The organism is Microbacterium hydrocarbonoxydans (assembly GCF_023715885.1).
GTDB classification, from domain to species: Bacteria; Actinomycetota; Actinomycetes; order Actinomycetales; family Microbacteriaceae; genus Microbacterium; species Microbacterium hydrocarbonoxydans_C.
Genome location: NZ_JAMBOY010000004.1, coordinates 142,981 through 162,493 on the forward strand (window position 1 = coordinate 142,981; position 19,513 = coordinate 162,493).

The 19,513-nt window shown below is 69.3% G+C and carries 16 protein-coding genes; 6 read left to right on the forward strand and 10 right to left on the reverse strand.

The features are described 5' to 3' along the window. Positions 1 to 2,160, forward strand: a complete 2,160-nt coding sequence (locus tag M3195_RS12120) for a 3-hydroxyacyl-CoA dehydrogenase NAD-binding domain-containing protein (RefSeq protein WP_251587881.1) — start codon at positions 1 to 3, stop codon at positions 2,158 to 2,160. Positions 2,161 to 2,260: 100 nt separating this feature from the next. Here M3195_RS12120 and M3195_RS12125 read toward each other — a convergent pair whose 3' ends face one another. Genes M3195_RS12125 through M3195_RS12135 form a run of 3 tightly spaced genes read right to left on the reverse strand, consistent with a single transcriptional unit; the run spans position 2,261 to position 6,442 of the window. Next, entirely contained in the window at positions 2,261 to 3,904 is a 1,644-nt protein-coding gene (locus M3195_RS12125) for a GMC oxidoreductase (protein WP_251587883.1), read from the reverse strand. Then, on the reverse strand, positions 3,901 to 4,818 hold the full coding sequence (locus M3195_RS12130) for a diacylglycerol kinase family protein (protein WP_251587885.1): 918 nt from the start codon (positions 4,816 to 4,818) through the stop codon (positions 3,901 to 3,903). Before M3195_RS12130 ends, M3195_RS12125 begins: the two co-directional genes overlap by 4 nt. 1 nt (position 4,819) lies before the next feature. Beyond that, entirely contained in the window at positions 4,820 to 6,442 is a 1,623-nt protein-coding gene (locus tag M3195_RS12135) for an FAD-binding oxidoreductase (RefSeq protein WP_251587886.1), read from the reverse strand. 20 nt (positions 6,443 to 6,462) lie between these two features. Between M3195_RS12135 and M3195_RS12140 the strand changes: the two genes are divergently transcribed. The 3 genes from M3195_RS12140 (at position 6,463) to M3195_RS12150 (ending at position 9,344) form a co-directional block, all read left to right on the forward strand. Next, on the forward strand, positions 6,463 to 7,071 hold the full coding sequence (locus M3195_RS12140) for a TetR/AcrR family transcriptional regulator (protein ID WP_251587888.1): 609 nt from the start codon (positions 6,463 to 6,465) through the stop codon (positions 7,069 to 7,071). Then, a complete protein-coding gene (locus M3195_RS12145) occupies positions 7,068 to 8,519 on the forward strand; it encodes a glycerol-3-phosphate dehydrogenase/oxidase (RefSeq protein WP_251587890.1) in 1,452 nt (483 codons plus the stop codon). The genes M3195_RS12140 and M3195_RS12145 overlap by 4 nt, the downstream gene beginning before the upstream one ends. Positions 8,520 to 8,648: 129 nt before the next feature. Then, positions 8,649 to 9,344, forward strand: coding sequence for an SPFH domain-containing protein (locus tag M3195_RS12150; protein WP_251587892.1), 696 nt, complete (start codon positions 8,649 to 8,651; stop codon positions 9,342 to 9,344). A 24-nt stretch (positions 9,345 to 9,368) separates the two neighbouring features. Here the strand turns inward: M3195_RS12150 and dxs are convergent, their stop codons facing one another. The 5 genes from dxs to dut all read right to left on the reverse strand — a co-directional run bounded on the left by dxs (position 9,369) and on the right by dut (position 16,252). Beyond that, the gene (dxs, locus tag M3195_RS12155) at positions 9,369 to 11,309 is read right to left on the reverse strand and encodes a 1-deoxy-D-xylulose-5-phosphate synthase (RefSeq protein WP_251587894.1); all 1,941 of its coding nucleotides are present in this window, start codon (positions 11,307 to 11,309) and stop codon (positions 9,369 to 9,371) included. Between the two features lie 155 nt (positions 11,310 to 11,464). Beyond that, positions 11,465 to 14,347, reverse strand: a complete 2,883-nt coding sequence (locus tag M3195_RS12160) for an aconitate hydratase (RefSeq protein ID WP_251587896.1) — start codon at positions 14,345 to 14,347, stop codon at positions 11,465 to 11,467. A 108-nt stretch (positions 14,348 to 14,455) separates the two neighbouring features. Continuing rightward, complete coding sequence (locus tag M3195_RS12165) at positions 14,456 to 15,202, reverse strand: DUF3159 domain-containing protein (RefSeq protein WP_251587898.1); 747 nt, start codon at positions 15,200 to 15,202, stop codon at positions 14,456 to 14,458. Continuing rightward, entirely contained in the window at positions 15,199 to 15,786 is a 588-nt protein-coding gene (locus M3195_RS12170; protein WP_096715391.1) for a DUF3710 domain-containing protein, read from the reverse strand. The genes M3195_RS12165 and M3195_RS12170 overlap by 4 nt, the downstream gene beginning before the upstream one ends. Beyond that, positions 15,779 to 16,252 (reverse strand): dUTP diphosphatase, encoded by a 474-nt coding sequence (dut, locus tag M3195_RS12175; protein ID WP_251587900.1) that lies wholly within the window; start codon positions 16,250 to 16,252, stop codon positions 15,779 to 15,781. The genes M3195_RS12170 and dut overlap by 8 nt, the downstream gene beginning before the upstream one ends. A gap of 12 nt (positions 16,253 to 16,264) precedes the next feature. Between dut and M3195_RS12180 the strand changes: the two genes are divergently transcribed. Next, on the forward strand, positions 16,265 to 16,729 hold the full coding sequence (locus tag M3195_RS12180) for a DUF3093 family protein (RefSeq protein ID WP_251587902.1): 465 nt from the start codon (positions 16,265 to 16,267) through the stop codon (positions 16,727 to 16,729). A gap of 79 nt (positions 16,730 to 16,808) precedes the next feature. Here the strand turns inward: M3195_RS12180 and M3195_RS12185 are convergent, their stop codons facing one another. Beyond that, the gene (locus M3195_RS12185) at positions 16,809 to 17,102 is read right to left on the reverse strand and encodes a DUF4193 domain-containing protein (RefSeq protein ID WP_096715394.1); all 294 of its coding nucleotides are present in this window, start codon (positions 17,100 to 17,102) and stop codon (positions 16,809 to 16,811) included. A gap of 196 nt (positions 17,103 to 17,298) precedes the next feature. Here M3195_RS12185 and sepH point away from each other — a divergent pair, with 196 nt between their 5' ends. Next, a complete protein-coding gene (sepH, locus tag M3195_RS12190; protein ID WP_251587903.1) occupies positions 17,299 to 18,345 on the forward strand; it encodes a septation protein SepH in 1,047 nt (348 codons plus the stop codon). A 10-nt stretch (positions 18,346 to 18,355) separates the two neighbouring features. Here the strand turns inward: sepH and M3195_RS12195 are convergent, their stop codons facing one another. Continuing rightward, a complete protein-coding gene (locus tag M3195_RS12195) occupies positions 18,356 to 19,477 on the reverse strand; it encodes an alkaline phosphatase family protein (protein ID WP_308211591.1) in 1,122 nt (373 codons plus the stop codon). Positions 19,478 to 19,513: the final 36 nt, after the last annotated feature.

Below are 19,513 nucleotides of genomic sequence, written 5' to 3' on the forward strand. Positions count from 1 at the left end.
ATGACCACCTCCATTTCCGAACAGTACGCGAAGATCGACTTCTCCCCCATCCAGTCGCTCACCGAGGGCGAGGTCGTGACGCAGTCGCCGGTGCGCGACATCCGCCTCCCCTCGGGCAGGGTGCTGGCGCTCATCACCCTCGACAACGGTCGCGATCACACGCGGCCGAACACCCTCGGCCCCGCGACGCTGACGCAGCTCGGCGAGACGCTCGACGGCCTCGCGGCGCGCGCCACGTCCGGTGAGATCCAGGCCGTGGGCATCACGGGCAAGCAGTACATCCTCGCTGCGGGCGCCGACCTGTCCGACATCAGCAAGGTCGGCTCGCGCGACAACGCCCGTCTGATCGCGCAGCTCGGCCACAAGGTCCTCGGCAAGCTCGGCGAGCTGGGCGTGCCGTCGTTCGCGTTCGTCAACGGTCTCGCCCTCGGCGGGGGGCTCGAGATCGCGCTGAACTCGACCTACCGCACGGTCGACTCATCGGCCGCGGCCATCGCGCTACCTGAGGTGTTCCTCGGCATCATCCCCGGCTGGGGCGGCGCCTACCTGCTGCCGAACCTGATCGGCATCGAGAACGCGCTCGAGGTCGTCATCTCGAATCCGCTCAAGCAGAACCGCATGCTCAAGCCGCAGCAGGCGTTCGACCTGGGCATCGTCGACGCGATCTTCCCGGCGGCGAACTACCTCGAGAACTCGCTCGTCTGGGCAGACGCCGTGCTGGGCGGCAAGAAGGTGGAGCGCAAGAACGAACCGGGCAAGATCGAGCGGCTCACCAAGTGGCCCATCGCGATCAAGATGGCTCGCGGCATGCTCGAGTCAAAGATCGGCACCGTCCCGAAGTCGCCGTACGCGGCGCTCGACCTGCTGGACAAGGCGAAGAGCGGCACGAAGGCGGAGGGCTTCGCCCGGGAGGATGAGGCACTCGCCGAACTCGTCACCGGCGATCAGTTCGCGGCATCCATGTACGCGTTCGACCTGGTGCAGAAGCGTGCGAAACGTCCCGTCGGCGCGCCGGACAAGGCGCTCGCGAAGAAGGTCACGAAGGTCGGCATCATCGGCGCCGGGCTCATGGCAAGCCAGTTCGCGCTGCTGTTCGTGCGCAAGCTGCAGGTGCCCGTCCTCATCACCGATCTCGATCAGGCACGCGTCGACAAGGGCGTCGCCTACATCCACGAGCAGATCGGCAAACTCGAGGCCAAAGGACGTCTCGATGCGGACACGGCCAACAAGCTGCGCGCGCTGGTCACCGGCACCACCGATAAGAGCCTGTACGCGGACTGCGATTTCGTCATCGAGGCCGTGTTCGAGGAGGTCGGGGTGAAGCAGCAGGTGTTCGGCGAGATCGAGAAGATCATCGCCGAGGATGCGATCCTCGCCACGAACACCTCGTCGCTGTCGGTGGAGGAGATCGGCGCGAAGCTCGCCCACCCGGAGCGCCTGGTCGGCTTCCACTTCTTCAACCCGGTCGCGGTGATGCCGCTGATTGAGATCGTGAAGACGCCGTCGACCTCAGAGGCCTCGCTCGCCACGGCTTTCGTCGTCGCGAAGAGCCTCGGCAAGAACGCGGTGCTCACCGCCGATGCCCCCGGGTTCGTCGTCAACCGCCTCCTGGCGAAGGTCATGGGTGAAGCCGCTCGTGCCGTCTATGGGGGCACACCGCTCACCGACGTCGAGAAGGCATTCGCGCCGCTCGGGCTGCCGATGGGGCCGTTCCAGCTCATCGACCTGGTCGGCTGGAAAGTCGCCGCGCACGTACAGGACACGATGGCGCACGCGTTCCCCGACCGCTTCTACGCGAACGAGAACTTCCACGCCCTCGCAGAACTGGACGCGGTGGTCGAGAAGGACAGGGGCGGTCGCGTCACCGGCTGGACGAAGCAGGCCGAGAAGATCCTCAAGCCGGCCGTAGGGAAGACGCCGGCGTCGGCATCGACCATCCTCCAGCGCGTGCAGGACGGCCTCGCCAGCGAGATCAAGCTCATGCTGGACGAAGGCGTGGTGCCCGAGGTCGAGGACATCGACCTGTGCCTCATCCTCGGAGCCGGCTGGCCGTTCATCGACGGCGGAGCGTCGCCCTATCTCGACCGAGAAGGAGCCTCGGAGCGCGCCTTCGGAGGATCGTTCCACTCGCCGCAGATCCGCGGCATCGAGAGCCGCTGAAAGACGCAGACGAGAACGCCCCACTCGACGGACGACGTCGGGTGGGGCGTTCTCGTCTCGGCTGCGAGTCTCGAGCAAGCGCAGCGTGACGGAGCGCGTCTCACGGCCCGGATCGCTGTGGCGGACGCGCATCCGCCTCTCCAGCCCGCGGCCAGTACGACATCGCCCTCTCCGCGAGCGCGGTGATCGTGAGCGAGGGGTTCACGCCGGGGTTCGCCGGGACCGCGGCACCGTCGACGACGTGCAGGTCGGGGTGACCCCACACGCGATGGAACTCGTCGACGACGCCGGAGGCCGGCGACTCCGAGATGACCGCGCCGCCGAGGAAGTGCGCCGTCAACGGGATGCCGAACACCTCCGGCCAGGATCCGCGGGCCTCCGTCGTGACGCCGCCCTCCTGCTGCACGCGTCGAGCGATGGTCTTGGCCGCGCGGTGCGCCTGCGGCAGGTGGCTCGGATTGGGCTCGCCGTGTCCCTGCGCGCTGGTGAGCACGGAACGCCCGAAGCGGCGCCGCAACGACAGAGTGAGCGAGTTGTCCGCCGTCTGCATGACGAGCGCGATGATCCCGCGCTCACTCCATCGGCGTAGAGACCCCAGCCGCAGCTGGCGCAGCGGCGCGCGCAGCGCATGTCGCACGAGCAGACCGAGACGGCGACCGAGCGACACGTCTCCCGGCACCATGATCGTGGCGAGGGCGCCCATGAGGTTCGACCCCGGGCCGTAGCGGACGTTCTCGACGTGCGTTCGTTCATCGACGTGGAACGACGTCGTGATCGCAATGCCGCGCGCCAGCTCCAGGTCCTTCGGCACGCGCGTCGCGACAGCACCGTCCAGAGCCTCGGAGTTCGTGCGCGTCAGCCGGCCGACGGCGTCCGAGACCCGCGGCAGAGCCCCGTCCGCCTTCATCCGGTGGAGGATCTGCTGGGTGCCCCACGTCCCCGCGGCGAGAACGACCTGACGGGCGCGGACCGTTCGCCGCCTCCGAGATGGCCACGATCCGCTGCGCTGCGTGGTGACGGCGAAGCCTCCGCCGGCGAGCGCGCGGACCTCGGTCACTGTTCGCAGCGGCTCAATGACCGCGCCACGACGCTCGGCGAGGTGAAGGTAGTTCTTCATCAGGGTGTTCTTGGCACCGACTCGGCAGCCGACCATGCAGTTGCCGCACAGCGTGCAACCGGTGCGGTCCGGGCCCTCGCCGCCGAAGTACGGGTCGGCGACCCGCTCCCCCGGCTTCCCGAACCACACGCCGACCGGGGCGCGACGGAACGTGTCGCCGACCCCGAGATCATCCGCCGCGCCCGCCATGATGCGCTCGACAGGTCCGGTGTGCGGATACTGGTCGACCACTCCGAGCATCCGCTTCGCGGTGGCGTAGTGCGGCGCGAGTTCGGACCCCCAGTCCCGCAGATCCCGCCACTGCCGGTCAGTGAAGAACGCGGTGCCGGGTTGGTACAGGGTGTTGGCGTAGTTCAGCGAACCGCCGCCCACTCCGGCTCCGGCGAGGATCATGACGTGCGGCAGTCGGTGAATGCGCTGCACGCCGAAGCATCCGAGCCGCGGTGCCCAGAGGTAGCGGCGGACGTCCCGGTTCCTCTTCGCGAAGTCGTCGTCCTCGAACCGCCGCCCCGCCTCGTACACACGCACCCGGTACCCCTTCTCGGCGAGACGGAGCGCCGCGACGGACCCGCCGAAGCCCGACCCGACGATCACCACGTCCTCGTCGAATGCGGATGCCGTCGTCATCGCTCGTCTCCCTCGTCGCCTGTGGCCGGCACGATGAGCGTCAGTACCCGCTGCCGCACGGTGATCGTGCATTCGTCCTCGCCGAGTCGCTCGCCGTCCGCGTAGACGACGAGACCGGGAGCGCGGACCGACACCGATCCCACGCGGCGGTGCCTGACCTCGGCGCGTCCGAGGTGCGTTCCGCGCAGGAGAGACGGGAAGAGCCGGAGCAGTCGCAGACGGCCGAGCGGTGCGACCTCGATGAGGTCGAGCATCGCGTCGGTCGGGTCAGCGCCGAGGCACACCGGCATCCCGCCGCCGTAGCTCGGCGTGTTGCCGACCGCCACGAGCGTGCCGGAACGCTCTTCCGGCGCACCGCCGTCGACGACGAGCGAGAACGCCAGCGGTCGCAGACGGGCGAGCTCGATCACGAGTGCGAGGTAGTAGCGAAGGGCGCCGTGCGGCCACCGCAGCCGGTTGGTGCGCTCGCTGACCTTCGCGTCGAAACCCAGGGCGGCGACGGTGAGGAATGCGGCAGCGCGTTCCCCGGAGCGCACCTCCCCGACGTCGATCGTGCGTGGGATGCCGTCGAAGAGGAGATCGACCGCGGCGATCGGATCCTGGCGCGGCAGGTCGAGCGCCCGCGCGAGGTCGTTGCCCGTGCCGGCCGGCACAAGAACGACGGGGACGCCGGTGGCGATCAGGTCGTCGATGATGCCCGAGAGCGTCCCGTCTCCGCCGACGACGACGAGCGCATCGGGCCGCGCTGCAAGGGCGGTCCGAGCGAGCTCCCTCGTCTCGGCGGCTGTCGTCCCCGAGTACACGCGGATCTCTGCGCCTCGCTCGCGCAGTCGTCCGACCGCGGCATCCGTGATGCCACGGCCCCTTCCCTTGCCAGCGAACGGGTTGCTCAGCACGGCGACATGACCCACCACGTCAGTCGTCTCTCTCCGTCGGGATCAGCGCCCCGGGGTTGAGGACGCCTGCTGGATCGAGCTCGCGCTTGATCGCTCGGAGGATGCGCACGCCGGTCGACCCGATCTCATCCTCGAGCCACGGCGCATGATCCCGGCCGACGGCGTGGTGGTGACTGATCGTTCCCCCCGACGCGATGATCGCGTCGTTCGTTCCGGCCTTGACCCGTGACCAGACGGCGAGCGGGTCGTCGCGGATACCGGCGAGAACCGTGAAGTACAGCGAGGCGCCGGTCGGATACACGTGCGACACGTGGCACATGACGTACGACCGCGCACCGACCTCGGCGAATCCGTCGCGCAGAGCGCTCTCGACGGCGGTCTTGAGTGCCGCGATGTTCGACCAGGTGGTCGCCGTCTCGAGCGTCTCGCAGAACACCCCCGCGGTGAGGAGCGAGTCGCGCAGATACGGCCCGTCGAAGCGCCCGGAGAGCCACTCCTCAGAGGCGCCCTCGCCCGTCGATGTCCCGCCGACCGCACGCAGCAGTCCGCTCACCTTGGCCCGACGCTGGGCGATCCCCTCGCCTTCGTACACGGTGACGGCGCTCGCTCCCTTCGAGAGCGCCTTGCCGATCCGACCGACCTGAGCGAGGCTCACCGCGGTCTCGGCTTCGTCGGACAGGCGGATGACCGTGGGGCCTCCGCCACCCTGCGCGACCCGGCGCACCCCCTCCGCGCCGCTGGCGAAGTCGGGGAAGGTCCACGACTCGAGCACGCGCTCGCGCGGGATCGGATGCACGCGCACGCGCACCTCCGTGATGACGCCGAACGCTCCCTCCGACCCCAGGAACACGCGGATCAGGTCGGGCCCGGCTGCGGATCCGGGCGACCTGCCGAGCTCGACATCCCCCGTCGGCGTCGCTACGCGGATCCCGATGACCATCGCGTCGAAGCGCCCATTGCCCGCGGAGTTCTGCCCCGACGATCGCGCCGCGGCGAATCCACCGATCGTCGCATAGCGGAAGCTCTGCGGATAGTGGCCGAGCTCGTACCCGTGAACGGCGAGCTGCGCCTCGGCATCCGGTCCCGTCGTACCCGCTGCGATGACCGCTTCTCCGCTCACCTCGTCGACGTGAAGCACCCCCGAGAGTCGACGCAGATCCAGGCTGATGACCGCGCGGTGCGCGCCGCGCTCGGGTTCCAGGGCGCCGACGACGCTGGTGCCGCCGCCGAACGGGATCACGGCGATGCCGAGATCGACGGCCGCCCGAAGGCACGCGGCGACCTCCTCGTGGGTGCGCGGCAGCACCACTCCGTCGGGCGCGGGTTGCCGGCGTCGGCGGAGACGTAGCAGATCGGGCGTCGACCGGCCTCCCGAGTGACGCACCCGCATATCGTGATCGGTCGAGACGTGCTCGGCACCGACGATCGTCGCGAGGACTGCGACATCGCTCTTGTCCAGGGCCGAGGGCGCGAGCTCCACCTCTTCGAGCCTCACCCCCGGCTCCGGCTTGCGGATCCGCCCGAGGAGCAGCGGGAGGAGCGTACGGACGGCGAGCGGCAGATCCTTGGCTTTCGCCGGGTCTCCCCAGCCGTTCCAGCGCATCTCCGCGACCGCGGCTGCTCTGCCGTTCCCGTGATTCATGCGTTACAGTGTGACACATCATGGAAGAACGTCAAGCCGCGTCCGTGCCCTTCGCCAGCGCGCTGCCCCGATGGGACGCGACGCAGACGCGCGTCCTCGACGCCGCCGACGAACTGATCGTGCGGCGCGGTGTGCACGGCGTGACGATCGCGGAACTCGCACGCCGCGCCGGACACAGCCGCCCCACGATCTACCGCAGCTGGAGCGATGCTGACGATGTGGTGCGGTCCGCACTGCTCCGCCGGGTCGCCGCCATCGTCGCGGAGTTCCCCGCCGCCTCGCGCTCCCGCGAGCAGTTGGTCGACGACGTCCTCCGTTTCTCGGCGCTCTTCCGCAGCGACGCCGTCTACGGTCGTCTGCTCGACGAAGAGCCGGAGGCGTTCACCCGGTACACCCTGCAGCGAGTCGGATCGAGTCAACGCCTCATCCTCTCGTGGCTGGGCGGCGCGATCTCGACCGCTCAGGAGCACGGCGATGTACGCCGCGACGATCCTGCCGAGATGGCGGTGATGCTTCTGCTCCTCACCCAGTCCGCCGTCCTGTCGCACGGCACCGTGTCGGACCTCGTCTCGGAGAGCGCCTGGGAGCGCGAGCTGCGAGTCGCACTTCACGGGCTGTTGCGCGCATGAGCACCGACTCCGCCGACCTCAACGCCGCGCGTCGGGCTGCGGAGCTCGACCGCTCCACCTCCGAGATCGCCGACGTGCTCGTGGTCGGCGGAGGCATCACCGGCGTGGGCGCGGCCCTCGACGCCGCGTTGCGGGGACTCTCAGTCACCCTGATCGAGGCGCACGACCTCGCCTACGGCACGAGTCGCTTCAGCTCGAAACTCGTGCACGGCGGACTCCGCTACCTCGCGACGGGCGATGTCGCCACCGCTCGTGAGAGCGCCGTCGAGCGGCACCTGCTCATGACGACCATCGCACCGCACCTGATCCGCCCGCTCGGTCAGCTGCTTCCCTTCGTGCCCGAGGTGAGCCTCCGACAACGCACGACCGGGGCGATCGGCATGGCACTCGGCGACGTCTTGCGGATGCGCGCCGGCACGTCGAGACGCACGCTGCCCGCACCGCGCCCGGCCACCGCGGCGAACTCCCGGCGGCTCGCGCCCGGCCTCGTGACGCGAGGTCTGCGCGGCGGCATGCTCTCCTTCGACGGTCAACTCGTCGACGACGCCCGACTCGTCGCCACCGTGGCCCGGACAGCCGCCGCGTACGGCGCTCGGATCCTCACCCGTGTGCGCGCCAGCTCGCTGCGCACTGACGGCGCCGCGGCGGAGGACGCACTCACCGGTACGCGGTTCGACCTGCGCGCTCGGAGCGTGATCAACGCGACCGGCGCGTGGGCGGGGACTCTCGATGACGGCATCACGATCCGGCCGAGCCGCGGCACGCACATCGTGCTGGATGCCGCGGACGTCGGCCACCCGTCGGTCGCACTGACGATCCCCCATGAGGGCTCGATCAGCCGCTTCGTCTTCGCCCTGCCGCAGCTCGACGGGCGCGTGATCGTCGGCCTCACCGACGAGGATGCGCCCGGACCCGTGCCGGACGTCGCGGCGCCGACCGAGACCGAGATCGGGTTCCTGCTCGAGAATCTCAATCGCGTGCTCGAGCATCCCCTCACTCGCGATCACGTGCGGGGGGCTTTCGCCGGGCTGCGTCCGCTGGTGGACACCGGGGCCGCCTCGACCGCGGATATCTCCCGACGGCATCTCGTGACCGCATCCGAAGGCGGCTTCATCGATGTGCTCGGCGGCAAGCTCACGACTTACCGCCGCATGGCGGAGGACGCGGTCGACCTCGCGGTGTCGATGCGCCGGCTGGAGGCCGGCCCGAGCCGCACCGTCGGTCTCCGGCTGGTCGATCGACGCGTCCCGGCGGCATCCGCTCCGCTCGTCGAGGGCATTCCCCTCGGCCGGGAGGAGGTCGTGTTCGCCGTGCGGTCGGAGGGCGCGTTGACGGCATCCGACGTCCTCGACCGTCGCACCCGGGTCGGCCTCGTCGATGCCGACCGGGCACGGTGCGAGTCCACAGTCGAAGCCGTGGTCGCCGAGACGCTCGCCGAGCTGGTGTGACCGGATCCCCGAGGGCCCTGTGACCACCGTGCATCGGGCCGGGGAACGACCGCCGAACAACACGTGAAATGCGCCGCCGTCGTGCGTCGGACAGCCGCGCGACCCGCAGCGACCGTGCACAGTGGTCCCATGGACATGATCCTGTCGATGCTCGGCGGCAAGGGGATGTCGGGGCTCTTCAAGACCGGCACGGCGATCCTCACCATCCTGCTCGTGGTGCCTGCCCTGTTGAAGATCTTCGTCGTGACGGTCGACGAGGGGTGGGCGGCGATCCGCACCCGCAACGGAAAGCCGATCATCCGCAACCGGCCCGCGCGACGCCCCGTGAACCGCGGCGGTGCGGTCGGAGAGGTCGTGGTCCTGAACCCCGGCACGCATGGCGCGTTCCCGCTCTTCTACTGGTACAAGCTCATCGACGTGCGGTGCCGCGCGACCGACCTTCCCGCACGGGAGATGACCGGTGCGAGCGGTCACCAGCATCGCGTGCACGCCTCGTTCGAGTGGCGGCCGATACCGAACGGACGCGACCTGCGGGTGTTCGAGCTCGACGTCGTGAACGTGACCGAACGCGCGTCGAACATCGTCGGCGCGTCGCTGCGAGATGTGATCCGCGGCCTCGATGGCGCCGACCTCCCGCACAACGACGAGATCAGCACGCGGGTGATCGCGGCCAGCGCCGACGAGGTGCGTCGCGCGTGCGGAGTCGAACTCGTGCGCGTCATGGTCACCGGGGACGCGCTGACCGACGGCTATCTGCTCGCCACGGCGTTGCGCGATTCGGAGCGGGGCGCCGAAGCCGTCGCGGCCCTGCACGCCCTGAACTGAGTCATGCCGCCTCCGGCGCGCTGATCAGCCGCGTTCGTGCAGGGGGAACTCGATGGCTCCGGTCTCGCCCGACTGACGCGCCACCGGGATGCGGGTCCCGAGCACCTGCGCCACGACGTCTTGCGCGATCTTCGATGCCGTGAGCCCGGCGTCCGCGAGGATCTGGTCGCGCGAGGCGTGGTCGATGAACTCGTCGGGAAGCCCGAGCTCGTCGACCGCCGTGTCGATGCCCGCCTCACGCAGAACCTGCCGCACGCGGGTGCCGACGCCACCCACGCGGATGCCGTCCTCCAGCGTGATCACGAGACGATGCCGCGCGGCGAGCTCGACGATGGAGGGCTGCACGGGGATCGCCCAGCGCGGATCGATGACGGTAGCGCCGATTCCCTGTGCACGGAGCCTCTCGGCGACGTCGACCGCCAACGACGCGAACGGGCCGATGCCGACGACCAGCACATCTTCGGACTCGCCGCGGGCGAGCACGTCCACGCCGTCCTCGAGGCGTTCGATCGCGGGGAGGTCAGGGGCGACGTCGCCCTTCGGGAAGCGGATGACGGTCGGGGCGTCCTCCACGAGCACCGCCTCGTCCAGCGCCTCCTGCAGTCGGACCGCGTCTCGAGGAGCCGCGATGCGGATATGCGGCACGATCTGCAGCATCGCGAGGTCCCACATGCCGTGGTGACTGGGACCGTCCGGTCCGGTGACGCCCGCGCGGTCGAGCACGAAGGTGACACCGGCGCGATGCAGCGCGACGTCCATGAGCACCTGGTCGAACGCGCGGTTCATGAAGGTCGCGTAGAGCGCGACCACGGGGTGCAGGCCCCCGAACGCGAGACCGGCAGCTGAGGCGACGGCATGCTGCTCGGCGATGCCGACGTCGTAGACCCGGTCGGGGAAACGCTCCGCGAACGGCGCGAGGCCGGTCGGTCGCAGCATCGCCGCGGTCATGGCGATCACGTCGGGACGGCGCTCGCCGACCGAGACCAGAGCATCCGAGAACACGTCGGTCCATCCCCGACCGCCGGAGCCGAGCGTCTCGCCCGTTGCCGGGTCGATGCGTCCGACGGCGTGGAACTGGTCGGCCTCGTCGTCGCGAGCCGGCTGATACCCGCGACCCTTCTCGGTGATCGCGTGCACGATGACGGGCGCCCCGTAGGATTTCGCGAGTTCGAGGGTCTCGATGAGGGCCGGCAGATCGTGACCGTCGACCGGACCGAGGTACTTGATGTCGAGGTTGGAGTAGAGCGCCTCGTTGTTCGTGAAGCGCGACAGGAAGCCGTGCGTACCGCCACGCACGCCCCGGAACACAGCGCGACCGACGGGGCCGAAGGCTCGGAACAGACGATCGGATCGCTGGTGCAGGTGCTTGTACGCAGCGGCCGTGCGCACCCGGTTCAGGTAGCGCGACATGCCGCCGATGGTCGGAGCGTACGAGCGTCCGTTGTCGTTCACGACGATGACCAGGTTCCGATCGTTGTCGTCGGAGATGTTGTTGAGCGCCTCCCACGTCATGCCGCCCGTCAGCGCGCCGTCGCCCACGACCGCGACCACGTGGCGGTCGGCGCGTCCCGTCGCCGTGAGGGCGCGCGAGACGCCGTCGGCCCAGCTCAGCGAACTCGACGCATGCGACGACTCGACGACGTCGTGCGAGCTCTCGCCCCGTTGCGGGTAGCCGGCCAGACCGCCGCGAAGGCGCAGCGAGGAGAAGTCCTGCCGTCCGGTCAGGAGTTTGTGCACGTAGGACTGATGTCCCGTGTCGAAGATGAACGGGTCGTCCGGCGAGGAGAAGACCCGGTGGAGGGCGATCGTGAGCTCCACGACGCCGAGGTTCGGGCCGAGGTGGCCTCCGGTCTGAGACACGTTCTCGACCAGGAACTCGCGGATCTCACCCGCGAGCTCGACGAGTTGGTCCTCGGTCAGGGAGTCGAGGTCACGGGGTCCTGAGATGCTCCGGAGAATGGGCATCTGCACCTCCTCACAGGCACCGTCGGGGCAGCCGATTCCGGTTCGGATGCAGGTTCGATCCTACCCCGCCGGGCCCGGGAAGACCTGGAGCGCAGAAGCCCCTTGACACACGCAGAGGGGCCCGGTTCCGAAGACCCGGGCCCCTCTGCGTGCGATCAGACCAGCGAACGCAGCACGTACTGCAGAATGCCGCCGTTGCGGTAGTAGTCGGCCTCACCGGGGGTGTCGATGCGGACGACCGCGTCGAACTCGACGACCTGCTTGCCCTCGGGCGAGTGCTCGCTCGGCGTCGCCGTGACCTTGACGGTCTTCGGCGTGACGCCGTTGTTGAGCTCCTCGAGACCGGTGATGGAGACGATCTCCGTTCCGTCGAGACCGAGCGACTCCCAGCTCTCACCGGCGGGGAACTGCAGCGGGACGACACCCATGCCGATGAGGTTCGAGCGGTGGATGCGCTCGAAGCTCTCGGTGATGACGGCCTTGACGCCCAGGAGGCTGGTGCCCTTGGCCGCCCAGTCGCGCGAAGATCCGGAGCCGTACTCCTTGCCGCCGAAGATGACGAGCGGCGTTCCCTGAGCCTGGTAGTTCATGCTCGCGTCGTAGATGTACGACTGCGGGCCGCCCGGCTGCGTGAAGTCGCGGGTGTAGCCACCCTCCACGACCTGACCGTCGTTGACGGCCGAGACCATGAGGTTCTTCAGGCGGATGTTCGCGAAAGTACCGCGGATCATCACCTCGTGGTTGCCGCGGCGCGAGCCGAAGGAGTTGAAGTCCTTGCGGTCGACGCCGTGCTCGGTGAGGTACTGGGCGGCAGGCGTGCCGGGCTTGATGTTTCCCGCGGGCGAGATGTGGTCGGTCGTGACCGAGTCGCCGAGCGTGGCCATGACGCGCGCACCCTCGATGTCCTTCACCGGGGTGAGCTCCATCTTCATGCCGTCGAAGTACGGAGCCTTGCGAACGTATGTCGAGTTCTCATCCCACTGGAAGGTGTCGTCCTCGGGGGTGGGGAGGCTGCGCCAGCGCTCGTCGCCGTCGAAGACGGTCGCGTACTGCTTGATGAACTGCTCGCGAGAGATCGACGAGTCGACGATCTCCTGCACCTCGTCGGGCGTGGGCCAGATGTCCTTCAGGAACACGTCCTGACCGTCGGAGCCCTTGCCGAGCGCGTCCTTCTCGAAGTCGAAGTGCATCGATCCGGCGAGGGCGTAGGCGATGACCAGCGGCGGACTCGCGAGGTAGTTCATCTTCACGTCGGGGCTGATGCGGCCCTCGAAGTTGCGGTTGCCCGAGAGAACGGCGGTCACGGCGAGGTCGTGCGAGTTGATCGCCTCGGAGACCTCTTCGATGAGCGGACCGGAGTTTCCGATGCAGATCGTGCAGCCGTAGCCGACCGTGTAGAAGCCGAGACCCTCGAGGTCCTTGTCGAGGCCGGACTTCTCGTAGTAGTCGGTGACGACCTTCGAGCCCGGGCCGAGGGTCGTCTTGACCCACGGCTTCTGCTTCAGGCCCTTCTCGAGCGCCTTGCGGGCGACGAGCCCGGCGGCGATCATGACCGACGGGTTCGAGGTGTTGGTGCACGACGTGATCGCGGCGAGCGTCACGGCGCCGTTGTCGAGGATGTACTTCTCGCCGGACGGCGTGGTGACGGGAACCGGGTTCGACGCGTTGACCGGCGCGCCGCTGTTGATGTGCACGGGGCGCGTGGTGCGCGGCTCCTCCTCGCCGGGAACGTTGCCCGGATCGGATGCCGGGAACGAGTGCTTCGACTCCAGGTCGACCACGTCGTCCGACGTGGAGGCCGTGGCGTAGCTCAGGATGTCCTGCTCGAACTGCGACTTGGCGTCGGAGAGAAGGATGCGGTCCTGCGGGCGCTTCGGTCCGGCGATCGACGGCACGACGGTGCCGAGGTCGAGCTCGAGGTACTCGCTGAACACCGGCTCCTTCGAGGCGTCGTGCCAGAGCGTCTGCTCCTTGGCGTACGCCTCGACGAGCGCGACGGCCTCCTCGCTGCGGCCGGTGAGGCGCAGGTAGTCGAGGGTGACGTCGTCGATCGGGAACATCGCGGCGGTCGAGCCGAACTCCGGGCTCATGTTGCCGATGGTCGCTCGGTTGGCGAGCGGCACCGACGCGACACCCTCGCCGTAGAACTCGACGAACTTGCCGACGACGCCGTGCTTGCGCAGCATGTCGGTGATCGTGAGCACCACATCGGTCGCGGTCACACCGGCGGGGATGTCGCCGGAGAGCTTGAAGCCCACGACGCGCGGGATGAGCATCGACACGGGCTGGCCGAGCATCGCAGCCTCGGCCTCGATGCCGCCGACGCCCCAGCCGAGCACGCCGAGGCCGTTGACCATCGTCGTGTGCGAGTCGGTGCCGACGCAGGTGTCGGGGTACGCGCGCAGCACGCCGTCGACGGTGCGGTCGTAGATGACCTTGGCCAGGTGCTCGATGTTCACCTGGTGCACGATGCCGGTCCCGGGCGGGACGACCTTGAAGTCGCTGAAGGCCGTCTGGCCCCAGCGGAGGAACTGGTACCGCTCGCCGTTGCGCTCGTACTCGATCTCGACGTTGCGCTCGAGCGCGTTCTCCGAGCCGAAGAGGTCGGCGATGACGGAGTGGTCGATCACCATCTCGGCGGGCGAGAGCGGGTTGATCTTGTTGGCATCGCCGCCGAGGGCCGTGACGGCCTCGCGCATCGTGGCGAGGTCGACGATGCAGGGCACACCGGTGAAGTCCTGCATGACCACACGCGCCGGCGTGAACTGGATCTCGGTGTTGGGTTCGGCCGCGGCATCCCACGATCCGAGAGCCTCGATCTGCGCCTTGGTGACGTTCGCGCCGTCCTCGGTGCGAAGCAGGTTCTCGAGGAGGACCTTGAGGCTGAAGGGGAGCTTGTCGAAACCCGGCACCGTGTCGATGCGGAAGATCTCGTAGTCGGTGCTGCCGACCGTCAGGGTGCTCTTGGCACCGAAGCTGTTCACCGTGGACACGAATCCGTCTCCTTCTATTCGGATGGGGGCGACAGGCGCCTCCATCTTGCTCGCCAGCGAGCCCCTGCGGCTAGCAAGGCAGACCTAACCAGTCTGCTCCGCTCGACCCATGGGCGGAAGCCTGCAATTTATCTTGATGTCAAGATAAATCTATCACGACTGAGACGGCTTCTCCGCCTGCGGCGCGCGCGGATACAGCGCACGCACGACGAGCCAGGTGACCGCGATGAGCGGTGCGAACAGCGGGAGTCCCATGATGAGCTTGAGGGTGCCGAGCACGGCAACCTCGTTCGCGAGATAGAGCGGCAGCTGCACGGCGAGACGGGCGAAGAAGAGCGCGGCCCACGCGACTCCGAGCCAGAGGAAGGCCCGGCGCTTGCGGCGGTCCTTCCGCCAGGCGGTACCCTCGCCCATGAGGAATCCGACCGCGAGGCCGATGAGCGACCAGCCGATCAGCGCCGATACGAGCATCGCCGTGCCGTACGCGGCGTTCGTGATGAGGCCGGGGACGAAGTTGTCGGCGCCGCGTCCGGTGAACAGCGCGAGGCCCGCAGCAGCGGCGGCTGCCACGAGGCCGCCGATCGCGGCGGACGGCGGCGACTTCTGCAGCAGCCGGACCACCGTGAAGACAGCGGCGAGACCGACCGAGACACCCAAGGAGAGGATCAGCGGCTCGGGGCGGACGGTGAAGATGATGACGAATGCGAGGCTCGGCAGGACGGATTCCAGGATGCCGCGCACGCCCCCGATCGCCGACCAGACGACCTGACGGGTCGCCCCCGACGTCGCGGGATCGAGGCCCGCGCGGCGCGCAGCACCTCCGAGCGCGGCACCGAGGACCTCTGACGCGCTCTGCTCGCGTTCGGGCTCGGGCGCCGGCGGGGTCAGCGGCGTGCTCACGCCGAGCCCGGAGTCGCCGGCATCTTCAGCGGGATGAGGTCGCGCGGCGGCATCGGCGCGCCTCCGCGCACGACCACGATCGAGCGGAACAGGTCCTCGACCTTCGCTGCGGCATCGAGGTCGGATGCCGCGGCTCCGCCGATCACGCCGCGCAGGAACCAGCGGGGGCCGTCGATGCCGATGAAGCGCGCGAGTCGAAGCTCGGAGCCCTCACTGGCGGGCGCAGGCACCTCGGCGAGCAGCTCCTTGCCCAGGGGACCCTCGCGCTCCTCGACGCGGCCACCCTGCGCTCGGACCTGGTCGCGGAGCTGCACGCGCGTCTCGTCCCACAGACCGCCGGATCGCGGCGCCGCGAACGGCTGCACCTGCAGCGACGACTCGGCATAGTCGAGACCGACAGCGACGATGCGCTTGGACTGCTCCTCGACCTCGAGACGCAGGTTCAGCCCCTCGCGCGGCAGGATCTTGATGCCGCCGAGATCGATGTACGGGCGGACCGGGTTGGCCTCGGAGTCGTCGAACGGCCCGTCGGTCGCGCGGTTCGCGGGTGCGGACTTCGAGGGAGTCGCGTTGTTGTCAGTCATGGACCTGTCCTGCCGGGGTCGAGTGGGTTCCTGCCTGGTAGCCGGTCGAGCCGAAGCCGCCTTCGCCGCGGACGCTCTCGGGCAGCTCTTCGACCGGGATGAACGTGGCTCGGGTCACGGGCATGACGATCAGCTGCGCGATGCGGTCGCCGACGGCCACATCGTACGCGCTGTGGATGTCGGTGTTGATCAGACTCACCTTGATCTCGCCGCGGTAGCCCGCATCGACGGTTCCGGGAGAGTTGACGATCGAGATGCCGTGCTTGGCCGCGAGTCCGCTGCGCGGCACGACGAAGGCGGCGTACCCCTCCGGCAGCGCGATCCGCACGCCGGTCGCGACGAGAGCGCGCTCCCCCGGGGCGAGATGCACGGCCTCGGCGGCGACCAGATCCGCTCCCGCATCGCCCGGATGGGCGTAGCCGGGCACGACAGACGCGATAATGGGGACATCCACGGAATCAGTCACCCCACGAGGCTAATGCAGAACACCGCCCCCGACGCGCGAGTCCGCTACCGCGAGCGGCTGTCGCCGAGCCTCTGGTTGCTCGTGACGATCGCTCTCGCCGGACCGATGGTCGCTCTCATCTTCATCCCCGCCGGATCGACGGTGGCTCTCGCGATCGGCGTCGCCGTCTCGGCGCTGCTGGTCGCCGGGGCGATAGCGCTCACGCCCGTCGTCTCGGTCGAGGGCGACGAGCTCCGCGCGGGACGCGCGCACATCGAGGTGCACCACCTCGGCCGGCCCGTGCCGCTCACCGGCGAAGAGGCGCGCCAGGCCCGTGGCCCGGCTCTTCCCGCACGCGGCTGGCACCTGGTCCGCGGGGGCATCGACGGCGTCGTCGTGGTGCCGAACGTCGACCCTGACGATCCGGTCACGGCTTGGACCATCTCGACCCGCACGCCCGACCGTCTCGCCGCCGCGATCGAGGCCGCGCGCTCCTGACCCGGCGGCGCGGTCGGCCCCGAAACGACAACGCGCCCCTGACCGAAGTCGGGGGCGCGCACGTCTCGCTCGGATGCGCTCAGGCAGCGCACTCCTTGCAGATGGGGCCGTCGGGCCCCTCGTGGTCGAGCTGGGAGCGGTGCTTCACGAGGAAGCAGCTCATGCAGGTGAACTCGTCCTGCTGCGCGGGCAGCACGACGACATCGAGCTCGAGGTCGGACAGGTCGGCACCGGGGAGGTCGAAGCTGGACGGGTTGTCCGCATCCTCGTCTCCCGTGGAGCCGGAGTTCTTGTCCGGCACACGCTCCTTGAGGGCTTCGATCGACTCGGAGTCGTCTTCACTCTTGCGGGGAGCGTCGTAGTCGGTTGCCATATGGAGAATCTCCACTTTCATGCGAGTGGGTGGTGCGCCGTCGGGGTAATCGGCGGCCATAGTTTGCACGACCGTGGGTGAATAAGCAAATGCCCGCGGGTGCGACAGAGCAAACTCGCGGCACGCCCGCTGTATTCCCCCGTCGGACGGCCGCCGCGTGACAGCATGAACGCACAGCCACAAGAGGGGCATTCGCATGGAAAACGTCACCATCGTCGGCACCGAAGCAGGGGTCCTGGTACTCGCCACCGAGTCGGGCGAGCGGTTCGCGCTGCCCATCGACGACGTCCTGCACAGGGAGATCCGTCGGGCGACGAGACAGAGCGAGCCGGCGACGCAGCGTCTCGCGGCCAGCCCTCGCGACATCCAGGCGCAGATCCGCGCGGGGCTGACAGCACCCGAGGTCGCCGAGCTGCTCGGCATCGACGTCGAGGACGTCGAGCGCTTCGAAGGTCCCGTCCTCGCGGAGCGCGAGCACGTGATCGGGCAGGCGCTCGCCGTGCCCGTCCTCATCGGCAGCGACGTCGAACCGGATGCGCAGCCCACCTTCGGCACCGCGATCCGCGCGAAGCTCGCCGACGTCGAGGCATCGGCCGAGCGCTGGGCGAGCTGGAAGGAGGATCGCACCTGGATCATCAAGCTCGAGTTCACCGCGAACGAGGTCGAGCACGACGCCCGCTGGTCGTTCGATCCTCGTCGCAGCGCCCTCGCGCCGCTGAACGCGGACGCCACGCAGCTGTCGCGCCAGGGATCGCTGCCCGAGGGTCTCATCCCCCGCCTCCGTGCCGTGGAGTCCGAGCGCACCACCTCGCCGTACAAGGACGACAGCCGGTTCGACTCCGGCGCCTTCGGCCCGCGTCTCGTTCCGACCCCGCCGGTCGACGCCGAGGGCGAGGAGTCGTCGCAGCCGGAGCGATCGTCGTCCGCGGTGCAGGATGCCGCGACCAAGCGCGCACCGGAGTCGACGAGCACCAGCCCCGAGACCGCCGACCTCCTCGAGGCCCTCCGTCGCCGCCGCGGCCAGCGCGAAGCCGCGCCGCTGCTCGAGGAGACCGACGAGGACGAGACGGACTCGAATCCGATCGCGCTCTTCGATGCCTTAGAAGTGCCCGAGCAGCCGCAGGAGGAGCCGGAGCCCGAGCCCTCCCCGGAGCCGGCGAACGACGGCGGCAGCCGGCGTCGACGCCGCAACGCCATGCCGTCCTGGGATGAGATCGTCTTCGGAGCCCGCACCGACGAGTGACGGCCTGACGTCAGCGGGCGAAAGCTCCCAGACGCAGCAGCGGGACCTGACGCTCCTCCGGGGTCAGAGCACCGTGCTGTCCGACCATGCCCCGGTTCCGCTGGTCCGCAGCGGTCCCGTCGTACACCGCGACGTTCCCTCGGGAGACGATGAGGACGTCGCCGATGCGGGATGCCGCGGCATCCGTCACCACCGGTCCGAAGAGTCCCGCCCTGACCGCATCTTCGCGCGTTCCCACGTCCGCGAACCCCTCGAGGTCGCTGCGCCACCGCGCCGTCACCGCCGCGGCATCCGCATCCGGTTCGAGATAGGCGTGCAGCATCCGCGGCTCGCCGCCGAGGTGCCGCACTCCCTCGAGGTGCTCGGCTTCGAGCACGACCTGTCGGTGCGCGGGCACGTCGACCATGCCGTGGTCCGCGGTGACGATCACGCCGACGCCAGGAGGCACTCGCACGGAGAGCGCTGAATCGAGCTCCTCGAGCGCGGCGATCCAGTGCGGCGAGTCGACGCCGTGCCGGTGACCCGCCTTGTCGACCTCCGGCAGGTAGCAGTACACGAGGGAGCCGGGATGCCGTTCGGCGAGGTCGTACGCGACGCGCACCCGGTCCGCCGGAGCCTCCGCCGACACGAACTCGGCGCCGCGCAGGGTGGCACGGGTGAACCCGCTGCGAGCGTAGGCGGCGACACCGACCGCGAATGCCCGGCGCCCGTCGGCGGATGCGCGCTCGAACACCGTCGCGGCCGGCTGCCACGCGAGTGGGTCGATGCCCTCGCTCTCCCACCCGGACAGCTGATTGACGAGCAGGTCGCGCTCACGGTCGAGCACCCGGTATCCGACGAGGCCGTGCTCCCCCGGCCAGACCCCCGTCAGCAGGCTGGTGAGCGCCGCGGCGGTGGTCGACGGGAACACGGTGTGCGCGACGTCCTTCTTGGCCATCCCCGCCGTGAGCGATCGGGCGTGCCCTGCGTGCGCGCGAAGGGTGATGGCGCCCAGACCGTCGATGAGCACGAGGACGACGGACTCAGCGCGCGGCAGGGCCTTCGATTCGCCGCGGAGTGCGGCGAACAGCTCGCCCGCCACCCCGACGACGCTCCGGGTTGCGAGCGACTCGGGCGGTAGCATGAGGGACATCCGAGCCAGTCTGACACAGGCTCCGCCACGCCCTCA